General features: G+C 50.3%; 12 protein-coding genes. 7 read left to right on the top strand and 5 right to left on the bottom strand.

Annotated elements, in window-relative coordinates; translation table 11 throughout:
* Nucleotides 1–360: 360 nt before the first annotated feature.
* The 7 genes from NFR90_RS01555 to NFR90_RS01525 all read left to right on the top strand — a co-directional run bounded on the left by NFR90_RS01555 (nucleotide 361) and on the right by NFR90_RS01525 (nucleotide 7,602).
* Complete coding sequence (locus NFR90_RS01555) at nucleotides 361–1,143, top strand: peptidylprolyl isomerase (protein ID WP_251449988.1); 783 nt, start codon at nucleotides 361–363, stop codon at nucleotides 1,141–1,143.
* Nucleotides 1,144–1,741: 598 nt separating this feature from the next.
* Nucleotides 1,742–3,142, top strand: a complete 1,401-nt coding sequence (locus tag NFR90_RS01550) for a hypothetical protein (protein ID WP_160334376.1) — start codon at nucleotides 1,742–1,744, stop codon at nucleotides 3,140–3,142.
* 18 nt (nucleotides 3,143–3,160) lie between these two features.
* Nucleotides 3,161–4,309, top strand: coding sequence for an MBL fold metallo-hydrolase (locus tag NFR90_RS01545; RefSeq protein ID WP_160334377.1), 1,149 nt, complete (start codon nucleotides 3,161–3,163; stop codon nucleotides 4,307–4,309).
* Nucleotides 4,310–4,354: 45 nt separating this feature from the next.
* Entirely contained in the window at nucleotides 4,355–6,058 is a 1,704-nt protein-coding gene (locus tag NFR90_RS01540) for a CobW family GTP-binding protein (protein ID WP_251449986.1), read from the top strand.
* Nucleotides 6,049–6,645 carry a MotA/TolQ/ExbB proton channel family protein gene (locus NFR90_RS01535; protein ID WP_160334379.1) on the top strand — a complete coding sequence of 199 codons (597 nt, stop codon included), beginning with the start codon at nucleotides 6,049–6,051 and terminating at the stop codon, nucleotides 6,643–6,645. Before NFR90_RS01540 ends, NFR90_RS01535 begins: the two co-directional genes overlap by 10 nt.
* Before the next feature lie 19 nt (nucleotides 6,646–6,664).
* Complete coding sequence (locus NFR90_RS01530; RefSeq protein WP_160334380.1) at nucleotides 6,665–7,078, top strand: ExbD/TolR family protein; 414 nt, start codon at nucleotides 6,665–6,667, stop codon at nucleotides 7,076–7,078.
* On the top strand, nucleotides 7,075–7,602 hold the full coding sequence (locus tag NFR90_RS01525) for an energy transducer TonB family protein (RefSeq protein WP_160334381.1): 528 nt from the start codon (nucleotides 7,075–7,077) through the stop codon (nucleotides 7,600–7,602). Before NFR90_RS01530 ends, NFR90_RS01525 begins: the two co-directional genes overlap by 4 nt.
* Before the next feature lie 46 nt (nucleotides 7,603–7,648).
* Here NFR90_RS01525 and NFR90_RS01520 read toward each other — a convergent pair whose 3' ends face one another.
* From NFR90_RS01520 to NFR90_RS01500, 5 genes are all read right to left on the bottom strand, one after another.
* Nucleotides 7,649–8,152, bottom strand: coding sequence for a Tat pathway signal protein (locus NFR90_RS01520; RefSeq protein ID WP_251449984.1), 504 nt, complete (start codon nucleotides 8,150–8,152; stop codon nucleotides 7,649–7,651).
* A gap of 109 nt (nucleotides 8,153–8,261) precedes the next feature.
* Entirely contained in the window at nucleotides 8,262–9,644 is a 1,383-nt protein-coding gene (ccmI, locus tag NFR90_RS01515) for a c-type cytochrome biogenesis protein CcmI (protein ID WP_251449982.1), read from the bottom strand.
* Nucleotides 9,644–10,141 (bottom strand): cytochrome c-type biogenesis protein, encoded by a 498-nt coding sequence (locus tag NFR90_RS01510; protein ID WP_251449980.1) that lies wholly within the window; start codon nucleotides 10,139–10,141, stop codon nucleotides 9,644–9,646. The genes ccmI and NFR90_RS01510 overlap by 1 nt, the downstream gene beginning before the upstream one ends.
* Nucleotides 10,138–10,674 carry a DsbE family thiol:disulfide interchange protein gene (locus NFR90_RS01505; protein ID WP_160334385.1) on the bottom strand — a complete coding sequence of 179 codons (537 nt, stop codon included), beginning with the start codon at nucleotides 10,672–10,674 and terminating at the stop codon, nucleotides 10,138–10,140. The genes NFR90_RS01510 and NFR90_RS01505 overlap by 4 nt, the downstream gene beginning before the upstream one ends.
* A gap of 15 nt (nucleotides 10,675–10,689) precedes the next feature.
* Complete coding sequence (locus NFR90_RS01500; protein WP_251449978.1) at nucleotides 10,690–12,639, bottom strand: heme lyase CcmF/NrfE family subunit; 1,950 nt, start codon at nucleotides 12,637–12,639, stop codon at nucleotides 10,690–10,692.
* Nucleotide 12,640 lies beyond the last annotated feature (1 nt).

The following is a 12,640-nucleotide window of genomic DNA, read 5'->3' as shown; positions in this document are numbered from 1 at the left end:
TAACCGACGGGTACCTCCTTAGTAATAGATGTATATCCTCCTATTTGTCTGATCATTACGTCTCTTAAAAAATTTCTTCTATGCTGTTCGTCTTGGAGGTCATCTACAGATCGCTATTCAAAGAAAATGACAAATGAACAAACTTCGCTCTCCTGCCGGCTTCCATCTCTGAAGCTCAAACAAATCAATCTCCGTCCGAAGTCGGCCAAACTTTTGCGGTTTCGTTGGCGAGAAAAATGAAAAAAATTGTCATTTGCTGAAAATAATTTGATAGTTAATCCTATTTGGGCATGACTCCTCAGCATTTATCCTGCAACCGTCCTAGAATCGAGTTGCTATTAATTCATCGGTGAACTTGAAATGATTAAAACAAAACTTTTTATTGCCTCTGTGCTGGCTTGTGCTGCATTTACGGTATCCGCTCAGAATATCGCAACTGTTAACGGCAAACCGATTCCAAAGAGCCTGCAGGATCAGTGGATCGCTCAGCTCATTGCTAACGGCGGTAAAGACACTCCTGAGGCACGCAAGCAGATCACAGAAAACCTAGTCGCAAACGCGCTGGTAGAACAGGAAGCGGATAAACGCGGCATCACCAAAGATCCGAAAGTTCAGTTCGCGCTTGACTATGCTCGCTTCCGTATTCTTCAGGAAGCGGTTCTGCGTGATGAACTTGCAAAGCATCCGGTCACAGACAAAGAAGTTAAAGACCGTTATGACCGGGAAAAAGCCGCTTTAGGCAGCCAGGAATTCGACGTAAGCCATATTCTTGTCAAAGACGAGAAGACCGCGAAAATGATTGAGGACAAACTTGCTAAAGGCGGCGACTTTGCTGCTCTTGCCAAAGAGTACTCAATTGACCCGGGCGCTAAGGACAACGGCGGCGAGCTTGGCTGGAACCGTCCTGCCGTGTTTGTCTCTTCCTTTGCCAACGCGGTTAAAGGCATGAAGAAAGGCGAAGTCAGCAAGCAGCCCGTTCAGAGCGAATTCGGCTGGCACATTATCAAAGTCAATGACATTCGCAACGCTTCCTTCCCCGACTTTGACAGCGTCAAAAATCAAATAAAGGAAGGTCTTGAATTAAAGAAGCAGCAGGAATATCTGCAGTCCCTCATGAAGAACAATAAGGTTGTTTACGAATAATTTTCGTTAGCGCTTTAATTTGTCCGACAGGCCCGGTTTTCCGGGCCTTTTTCATTTTGCGCCGGAAGGTATTTCTTTTGTATCAAGAACGCTTTTGTCCGAAAATCTTGCGGAAGCAGAATTGAATCGAAGGCGAAATAATTATTGAACACGCCCATGAGCAAGAGGAGGTTTATCTGTTTGAATATTAACTACATATTTTCAAAAGATATCTTTTTATTCTAACACACCCCTCCCCATTTGTAAATAAATGAAAATATTTGTTTAGGATATTCACCCAATATCTTTTTTATTTTTCCTTTTGGATGTGATAAAAAAATCCAAGTTTCCCGTTCTCGAATTCCCTGATTTTTGAGCATTCTTGTCGGTTCCAATCGTTTATCCCCTAAACTCAAGTGTTTTCCCTAGCGTGTTTACGCTAATATCCCCACCCAAGTGCGCTTTGTAGACTGGAGGTGTACTCAGTAAAAGGGACGATTTATTCGTAGGACCTCCTATTATTGACCTGACATTTCAGCTTTTTCGCTCGTGTCTTCTCACATAAAAATAACCGTCTCCTTAAACGGTACGTTCACCTAAAACCTAAGGGGAAAATAAGATGACACATCCATTGCCTTATCTTGAGCAGCGAAAGCTAGTCAAGCGGTGGTCGGGTCCCATCGCTCCCATCGCTAACCTCATCTTCACTCTCATCATATTTGCCATCACCTGGTGGATCTTCCAGGATCCGCGGGGCGTGATGCGTTTTTACACACCGTATGTGGGTTATAACTACTGCCGCTGGTGGCTGATCATCCTAATTTGGATGGCCTACATTTTTGACTTCTGGCCCTTCAAGCGCAATTGGCTCGAAAAAGCTCATCCGCTTCAGAAAGGTCTGGTGCTGTCCTTCATCTCGGTCGCCATCATGATCATGATGATTCACGGCTTCTTCCAAGCCGTACTCGGCAACACCGCGTTTGCGTACTTCAATCCTCAGCAGCTTCTTAAGCTCAAAGGCTTGACAGAGTTCTATGCGACGGAATACGCCGCTCAGGCCTGCATGATGTTCGCCGTGATCGCCTCCTGGATCTCCCCGGCTTGGGTCGTCGCCCTTGAAGGACGTCCCTGGCAGAACCTTCAGCAGCCGGCAAGAGGCTTCTCCATTTGGCTCGGCACATTCTGCCTGAGCTTCGTCATTTACTTCATGACGATGCACAACCACATGGGCATCCTTTACTATCCGTGGCAGTACTTCACTTCTATCGCGCCTCCGTACTGGGAAGAATTTGCTCAGACCGTGTCCGCAAACTTCCACGTCGCCTGGATTATGTGCTGTACCGTCGTCGTTTGGTTCATGGAAGGCATCTGGGAACGCTATCCCTTCACAATGATCAAGACTCCTTGGCTGCGCAGACTGGCCCTTTTCTTCGGCATCATCGCCATCTCCTGGGCTCTGTGCTTCTTCTTCTGGTACATGCAGGAGCTGACCTGGGGCGAAGCAATTCGCGGTCACAGACGCGACGCAGCTCCCGACTGGCGCTGGCTGCACGTTGGCGAAACAGCGATCTTCTTCCTCGTTCCGGCGCTCTTCCTGCAGTTCTACTGCGGCAACTGGCCTCGTAAATTCAGCACCCCCGTCAACGTTCTGATTCGCTCCACGATCGTTCTGCTCGGCGGTATCGCGATTTACTGCCTGTACTACAAGTACGGTCATTTCTTCCTCGGAACACAGAAGGGCTTCTCTCACCCGCAGCAGTTCCCGATGATTCCGATGATTTGGCTCATCGACATCTGGCTCATCAACTGGTGGTTCATGGACGGTTGGCCGGGATGGAAGTTAACCATGCGCACAGCTGAAGAAGTGAAGCTGCTTGAAAAAGAAGTTGAAGAACGCGCTGTCTGGAGAGGCGACATGATCCCCGGTCTCGTATGCGGCATCGCCTGCGGTATCGCGTTCTACTTCGCAGTGGTCTGGGTACTGCCGATCTGCAGCAAGATCTTCACATTGGTCGATTAAATAAGAAAGGAACACATTATGAAACGACGTAACTTTATCCAGGGCTTAGCGCTCGGAGCAGGCGTTGGCACAGTCGGTGCCATGGGCGCATACTCCTACTCTCCGGCTCGTACCGCGTTCCTTCCCGATGTGAATCGCGGCACTGCAGACATCGGCGTATGCAAGTCTGTCAAAATCACCAATATTTCCGAAACCAGCTGGTTCGACAACAGTATCTTCATGCAGGACGTAACCGCTTCAGGCGGCCTGCTGGTGGACCAGTACACGTACAACTGGCCGCCGTTCGGCAACGGCAAAGGTCCGGGCAAAGGCACCTATGAAGAAGGCATGAAAAACATCGCTCCGTATCTGCCCAAAGATCTGGACAAAGCATGGGAAATCACTCGTGAACTGAGCGAACACGCGGACAATGCAGGCGGTTATTCCTGCCTCGTTGAAATTGAAGCGCTTGATGGTACAAAGACAAAGTATCTCTTTGACTGCGGCTGGAACTATCAGTGGATGGACCAGTGCTTCAAGCGCGAGGGCATTGACAAGATGCTCGCCAACAACGAGATCGCAGCCTTCATTTCCACGCACGAACACATGGACCATTACTTCGGATTCCCTGTTGTAGCTAAATACGGCCCCAACATCCCGGTCTATCGCCCGTCAACTTTCTATCCTTCCGGCAAGCACTACATGGCCAACTGCGGTCACGTCGGCAAGGTTACAGACGTTCCGAAGGGACTCCATAAGATCCAGGAAGGTGTCGCGCTTTATCAGTTCGAATGCCCGATTATCTTCAAGGTGTACGGCGAACTCTCGATGTACTGCAACGTGAAGGATGTCGGCCTGGTATCCATCACCGGATGCTGCCATCAGGGCATCATCCTCTTTGCGGACACGGCCTACAAAGAAATTGCCTATGAAAAAGACAAGTTCTACGGCCTCTACGGCGGTCTGCACATCTCGCCGTTCGATGACTGGGATCCGAAGTATGACGACCTTGTTATCGGTCTGAAGAAGTGGGAACTCGAGAAAGTCGGCTGCAACCACTGTACCGGCCTCATCACCGCCCAGAAGTTCGTGGACGCCGGCTATCCGGTTGTGCAGGGCACGGCTCGGTTCCGCTCCAAGACCACTAACTACTTAGGCAACGGAGACACCCTCGTCTTCCCGAGCTGATTGACTTAAACACCCGCCCCGCAGAGGGCGGGGAAAGAAAATAATATGCTGTTAGACTGCTTAATTCCAAGAGATCTTTCCCCTGCGTCGCAAAACGAAGGTTCGACGCTTCTTCACAACCTCTTCATGCAGATTCACCTTGAACGCAGAGTTGCAAGAAGTCTGGGATGGCGAGGTTTTTTACCTTCAAACGCCGGGAAGTTTTCCTGGACCATGAGGCTGGCAAACAGCGATCTTGTCTACGGTATTGTCTTCGACGGAGAAGAGTATGACGATGAGGCGATCGCATCCACATGCTCCTTATACGCCTTCCCTGTTGAAGACACTACCCTTTCATATCTGACCGAAGATATGAAAGCGCTTTACGAAAACGACGCCCATATTCCAAAGATTCGGGAACTTTCCAAATATGTCGAAGAATTCGAAGATTTCCGAGTCGGAACACTCAGCCTGATTTTCAGGCGTGACAAAGAAGGGTTTAATCTTTCCATGCGGACCGCAAAACGCAACCCGCGCTTTACCGAACGACCCATGCGTCCCGCACGCATGCTGTCAGCGCTTTTTGCCGCTCTGTACCATTCTTTTGCAGAAGTCTTCAAGACAGAAGGCCGGCTGCATGTCTTAAAGAGCCGAGCGGCACCGGATAGAAATAATTATTTCATCGAAGCCGAATTCGGGCTTTCCGTCTTTGAAGACGAAGAAGAGGATACCGGCTCAGACTTCATTTCTCTAAAAGCTCCTCCTCTGTCCCATCGGCCCGATGAGATTGATTTAGCCGAACAGCCTTTAATCCATATCCTTTGCGGATTTCTCGGTTCCGGCAAAACCACATTTCTTCAGAACTGGCTGAATTTTCTGCATACCCGTGAACGCTTTACCGGCGTGATTCAAAATGAATTCGGCGACATCGATCTGGACACCGCGCTGATCGGAGACGAAACCTGTGTAGAAGCACTCAATGACGGCTGCGTCTGCTGCTCTCTGTCGGACAGTCTTCGTCCCGGCATCCTACGCTTAATCGAAAGCACACCCGCAGATCAAATGATTCTTGAAACCACAGGACTTGCTAATCCTGATAACGTGGTGCACTCACTTGAAGAACTCTCCGACATTTGCAAGATTGGTCTCGTCGTCTCCGTCGCGGACGCTCCAAACCTGATTTCTCATCCGGAATACCTCGGCGATAAACTGAGAAAAGCCCAGATCGAACGAGCCGACGTGCTCGTAATCAGCAAAGCGGATTTGGTTTGTGACGATAGTCTTGAAGGCCTTGTTCACAGCCTTCGGGCAATGAATAAAAAAGCGCTCACCGTGATTTCCGCCAACGGAAACGCCAACTTCGCCGCGCTCGATCATTTCTTCAATCTCTGGATTGACAAAAAATACGGTCTCTTTACTTCGAGAAAACATAATCCCGGCGAAGACACCATGCTTCTCAGCAACGCGGGCTTTGCGATGAAACCGGGCGCGAGCGTCTATGAAACTTGTTCCGTCATGCTCGGCGAACCCGTGGAATTAGATCAAATAGAAACCATCATTCGGCAGTCCGGACGAAAGATTTTCCGAGCCAAAGGAATTGTTGACGTCCGCGAAAAAGGATGCTGCGAGGTTCAGTATACGGACGGGATGCTGACGGTAAGCGAAGCTCGAGAAGATTTACTCGCATGTGACCGCTGGCTTACTATTATTGGAAAAGGACTTAAGCCTCAGGCCGGTTCTACCGCGATAAGGAAACAAAAATGTCTCTGATCTATGCCGGCGGCTGGGTCATGATCCCGCTGCTTCTCATCTCTGTTATTGTGCTCGCGCTCATTATTGACCGCTCTCTGACACTGATCTGGAATCCGATGCCGGATAAGACTCAGCGCGAAAAAATCTCCGAAGCGGTTCGCTCTGGAAACAACGCTCAGGCCGCTGAAATCCTCCGCGAAACCGATTGGCTTAAATCCTACGCAAACGCGCTCCAAAGCGAAAAGAAAGCCGCTCTTTACGAAGGATACCTAACGGAAGCCGTCACCGATATAGCCGCGTTTTTAGAAAGGCGCTGCGCCCTTCTTGCCACATTAGGACGCGTCTCTCCGCTTCTCGGTCTGCTTGGCACGATCATCGGCATGATCCAGACTTTCGCAGTGGTCGCTCAGTCAAGAAGCGGCATCGACATGGAACTGCTCGCTGACGGAATTTGGCAGGCGCTCATCACGACCGCGACAGGCCTCATCATCGCTATTCTCGCAATTCTCTGCTACCGAGTCTTCTTATCGATCGAAGCTGAACGCTTGGATTTCTTCAATCGACTCTCCAACACAGCGATCCTTCTTAAGGAATCACAGGACTGAAGACGACAAGGAGGACTCTATGCTTCGAGTTAAACCGCAAGCGGACCAGGACGGTACAACAGATCTCACCTCTTTGATCGATGTTGTCTTCATTCTATTAATTTTCTTTATTCTCGCGGCTAGCTTCGCGGTCCATTCTATTGACTTTGATTTACCGGCAGCCCGCACTTCCAAAGCGCTTTCCGGACGCGTCGTTGAAATCAGACTCAACCGGGACGGAACATTTCTCTGTGACGGCGTTCCCACGAAAAAAGAAGAACTTGATGAACGGCTCGCCTCAATTATTATGCAGTTCAAAGCCAGACCCGGTCAGATCGTTCTGATGGCTGATCCAAAAGCGCCTGCGGGCGAGATGATTTATCTTGTGGACACAGTGCGTCAGCACGGCGGAGAAAAACTGCATGTTGCCACAGCTCCGAGGGCAGAAAAATGAATGAAACGGCAAGCGACACTCTGAAGATCGGTATCGCCTGCGCGATCGCCGTACATTGTTTCGGCCTCATATTTTTTCCTTCTCCCAAATATGAGACCGAAGATGTGCCGCTGAACGTCATTGTCAAACTGGAAACCTCTACAGCCGCTGCTTCCCCAAGCGGCGAATCCATCGGAATGGAATCACTCTCCGAAAACAATCTGACGGAAAAGAAAATTGCAGATAAGAAGCGTGAGATTTACCTACAGTACCTAGAGGACGTTTCACTCTGCATACATGCGAGACGATTTCTCATGCCGGATTCGGCAAGGCTTATCGGTATCGCACTCTACAAAATTCAGGTTGACGCCAACGGCGTATTTACACATACCTCGCTCTATAAGAGTTCCGGCTCATCTAAACTTGACGAGGCCGCGCTCTACGCGGTCAAGGCCTGCAGCGGACTCGTCAAAAGACCCCACTCCACAGGCGTAGAGCCGATGAATATTTATCAGGAAGTACGTTATCAGTACAAGCTTAAGTAATAAAGGCAGAGCGCCTGTGCACCCTGCCTCTTTATAGAGTTCCGAATTAGAACTTCGGGAATACGCCTTGTTCTTTCGGCGTCAATGTCTTTAAAACCTCAAGCCCTTCGGACTGCTTCGGTCCCATGATTGTGATATTGGATAAACGCTTTCCATTTCCGGCGACATAAGCCGTGCTCTTCATACGGGCATTTCGGGTGGTGTAAGCCATTTGGTAGGCATCCTGACCGGGAAGCTGGATCGGATTCATCGTGAATCTCATTCCTTGTTTTTTCAAATTGTCTGCCATTACCTGAATCGCTTCTTTTGGCTTCATATCGGATTTCATGATATTGAAGAGAATACCGACACCGGCTTTTTTGCTTGCGAGCAGATAAGTTTCAACTCCAGGCTGAGCCATATTGGCGGGAAGCTTTTGGCTTTCCCAATCGCCACTGAGCTCAATGGTAAAAGAAGGTGTGCTCAGTTGAGCCGCAAATGCACTTGGCATATACAGAGAGGCTGCAATAGCGCCAGCTCCGATGATTTGAATTAATTTTCTCCTAAGCATTTTTTCTCTCTGCAAAAAATAAAAAATATAAAAAAACGGAAGATAAGGAATAATAAAACTGGAAGAGCTTTAGGTAAAGCCGTCCTGGTTTTTGCAATGCTCGTCTTTATTAGCGGGCTAGGATAGAGTCAAGTGTGATTTTGACATTCTCATCGCCTACTTTGACCGGCTGACCACTGCTGCCTTCAAAGTTTCCGTTTGCGGGCATTGTCTGATTGGCTTTTCCTAAGCGCGCAGTCACCATAACTGTTTCATGCTGATCGAGCGTACCACCGCCCATGTCCATCGGCGGGAGCATTGTATTGTCCAGAGTGAAGTGAACCGGGAAGCTAAGCACTTTTATCTTCAGCTGCGCGATCGGCATTCTGCCTCCGCTAGCGGGACGAGCCGTCACATACAGGGTGTCCAGGCCGCCCATCTTCTCATGCAGCGCTTCAGAAATTTCCACTACGCCGGAAATGCGATGTGTCGGTTTTGTCGTTTCCTGCTTTGCAGGCACCGGACTCTGGCTGAGAGGCGCCGTACCGTTCTTAGTCATCTGGCTCATAAGAGGAATGTGATTTTCCATGTCTTCAGAAGCTGCGCCGAGACCCAGTGTGTTTTTAACCGGTCCGACAATATTGCCCAGATGGCGCGCTTCCTGAATGCTTGCGATCACACCGTCGCGACGTCCATCATTGGACGGCATGTTGTTCAGCAGGAACTCCCAATACATCACGGCTTTTCTGTAGTCGCCGTGGTTGAAGTAATCGGAACCGGCCATCATCAGAGCTTTCCAATTGGTCGGATCCTTCTTAAGGACCGCGTTGATCAGCTCCCAGGGACGGCCGCTCAGATCCTGACCCTGAACCATAGCGATCGCGTCTGCAAGGTCAGTCATCACGACAGGGTTTCCGGGAGCGATCTGATTGGCGCGCTCAAACGCACTGGCAGCCTCTCCGTAGTTCTTCATCGTGAGCATGCTGCGGCCGAGCATCATCCAGCCGTTGAGATCACCGGGATTTTCTCTGAGATGCGCCTTCAGTTTCTCAAGCGCAGAATTCATGTCATGCATTTCACCGGGCTGACGAATCATCTGACCGGTGGTGTAGTCCGCGACTCCTTCGTTGCGGCCTCCGTCAAGACGGAAATCGCCGATATGCTGCGTAGCCGCCCAGAGACTTGCGGCAAAAAGCGGAATCAAAAGGAAGAGTCCAATCGCCGTATATGTGCCGATCTTGGAATTTCCACTCTCAGCGAGCTGTTCCGGAACAGACTCTTCCAAAACACGACGCTCAAGCTCGGAGCGGCTCTCATCAAATTCATGCTGAGAAATCGCGCCGCGCGCTCTCTCATCTTCAAGCTCTTTGAACTGATCGCGATAGATGGACAGATTAACCTGCGGCAGCTCATCGGCATCCTTGTTCCGCTTGTTGTTCACAATCAGCGGAATCGCAATAATCAAAAGAAGGACCAGAGTCATACCGGCCGCAGAAAGAATAAAGGTCAGCATTAATGGTCTCCTTTTTTATTGATTTGACCTTTAAGCAAGGCCTCTGCCCGCTTGCGCTGCTCTTCAGTCAGCGGAACTGCTTTCTGTTTTTTGCGCTTTGCCAAAGTCCAGAATAATGCGGCAAGCGCAAGAACAAAGAAAAGCGCCGGTCCGCCCCACAGAAGCAGAGTGCTGAGCTTAAAGGGCGGGTTGTAAAGAACGAAATCTCCGTATCGATCAACCATGAAGTCAATAATCTGCTGATTGCTTTTGCCTTCAGCGATTTGTTTGACGACCTGTTTCTTTAAATCCATAGCCAGTTCAGCGTTGCTGTCCGCAATAGACTGGTTCTGACAGACCAGACAGCGCAGCTGCGAGGAGATTTCCGCAACACGCTTATTGGCGACCGGATCCAAAATTGTCGGTTTGACATCAGGAGCGGGCGTGCTCTGCTGGGCAAAGACGCAGGAAGCTGCGCTCACGACCAGCATCAGGGCAAGTAAAAACTTTCTAATCATTCTGCTTTAAGCTCCTTGATGAGAGGATGAATGGTCTTATCCCAGGCTTGCTGAGTGATCGGACCGATCTGTTTGTAGCGAATCACGCCTTTCTTATCGATCACGAAAGTCTCAGGCACGCCGTACACGCCGAACTCAATGCCGACTTCGCCGGTCGGATCCTTAATAGAAAAGTCATAGGGATCTCCGCCCTGACGAAGGAATCTCAAACCGTCAGCATCTTTGTCTTTGTAATCCAGACCGATGATCGGCACGATCTTCTGTCCGTCTTTTCCGATTTTGACCATGATGGGATGTTCCTGACGGCAGGAGCCGCACCAGGAGGACCAAACGTTCATAAGCCAAACCTTGCCCAGCATGTCCTGCTTGGTGACCTTCTTAGAAGGATCGTCCAATCTCGGCAGAGAAAATTCAGGTGCGGGTTTGCCGATCAGCGGAGAGGGAACTTCTCTCGGATCATGCTGAAGACCGACCATAAGGAAGCCGGCAAGCGCCAGAAAAATAACCAGCGGAATAATGTATTTCATTTTCATAATTCAATCCTGCCTTTATGCCTGTTTGGCGCGTCGCGAACGTGCGCGGTAACGTCTGTCCAAGATTGCGATCAGCGCGCCGAGCGACATAATCAGACAGCCCCACCAAATCCATGTGACGAAAGGTTTGTCATACACACGAACAACCCAAGCGCCTTCGGCGGTTTGTGCGCCCATGGAAACGTAAAGATCACCGGTAATGCTTGAGGAGATTGCCGCTTCAGTCATCGGCATTTCGCTCGAGAAATATTTGCGTTTCTGAGGACTCAGCTGCGCAACTTCTTTGTCGTTCTTGTAAACCGTAAACTGTCCTTCGTCAGCGAGGAAGTTAGGTCCGCGAATGCCGGTCTTGACGTCATTAAATTTGAAGACGTATTCGCCAACAGAAACATCGTGCCCCGGTGTCATCGTAACATCACGCTCCAGCGCGTAGGTCATGACCATTGCGGCACCGACAATGAAGACGCCGACGCCTAAATGAGCGATCGACATGCCCCACCAGGCGCGGGAAAGCTTAAACAGTTTGCCGAAGAAGTTTCCTTTGAAATTGCGAATACCCTCTCTCAGGCTTTCAATAAAGGTGAAGAGAACCCAGAAAGCGAGTGAGAGACCGATAAATGTCCAGGTGTGCCAGCCCAGAGCAAGAGGAATCGCCGCGCCGCAGACCAATGCTGCGATAAAGCACCATGCCACGCGTTTGACCAGATCTGTCACATTGGCGTCTTTCCAGCGTACCAGCGGTCCAACACCCATCAGCAAAATGACGGGGATCATGATCGGTCCGAAAACGGAATCAAAGTACGGAGGTCCGACAGAAATCTTGCCTGCGTTCAGCGCGTCGATGAATAACGGATAAAGCGTGCCGAGAAGAACAGCGGCCATCGCAACAACCAGAAGCACGTTGTTCACGAGCAGCATCGCTTCGCGTGAAAAGAGTTCAAAGGAACCGCCGGTGCCGACCTTCGGCGCTCTCCAAGCGAAAAGAAGAAGAGATCCGCCAATGACAAGAACAAGCAGTGCAAGAATAAAGAGACCGCGCTGCGGATCGGTTGCGAAAGCGTGCACGGATGTCAGCACACCGGAACGAACCAGGAAAGTTCCAAGCAGCGAAAGCGAGAATGTGATCAGCGCAAGCAGCACTGTCCAAATTTTGAAACTTCCGCGCTTTTCGGTAACCGCTAAAGAGTGAAGCAGAGCCGTCGCCGTCAGCCAAGGCATGAAAGAAGCGTTTTCAACCGGATCCCAGAACCACCATCCGCCCCAGCCGAGCTCGTAGTAAGCCCACCAGGAACCCAGGGCGATGCCGAGCGTCAGGAAAATCCAGGCGACGCTTGTCCAGGGACGCGTCCATCTTGCCCAAGCCGCGTCAAGTCTGCCGCCTAAAAGCGCTGCGACCGCGAAGGCAAAAGGAACAACCATACCGACATAACCCATATAAAGCAGCGGCGGATGGAATACCATACCCGGGTCCTGCAGCAGAGGATTCAGGTCGCGGCCTTCATGGGCGGCCGGGAAAAGACGAATAAACGGATCACTCGTCAAAAGCATAAAGAGTGTCAGACCAACAGATATGAGACCCATAACGCCGATGACGCGAGCCATGACTTCGTCAGGGAGACGACGCGAGAAGAGCGCGATCGCCAAGCCCCAAAGCGCAAGAAGAAGCGTCCATAAAAGGATTGAACCTTCGTGAGAGCCCCATGTCGCCGACAGCCGATAGAACCACGGCAGCATGCTGTTGGAATTGTTTGCGACGTTTATCACGGAAAAGTCGCTCACATAAAAACTCCAGCCAAGGCACAGGAAAGCGATCAGACAGAATAAAGCGTTGGCAAAAACCGCCGGGCGCGCAACATTAATCCAGCTTCTAACGCCGAACGCTGTGCCGGCAAGCGGCAGAATTCCCTGAATCATCGCGGCGATCAGCGCCAAAATCAGGGAAAAGTGTCCTAACTCCGGAATCATT

The organism is Parasutterella muris (genome assembly GCF_943193095.1).
GTDB classification, from domain to species: Bacteria; Pseudomonadota; Gammaproteobacteria; order Burkholderiales; family Burkholderiaceae_F; genus Parasutterella; species Parasutterella muris.
Note: the sequence above shows the minus strand (reverse complement) of the source record. Positions and strands in the feature narration are given on the sequence as shown.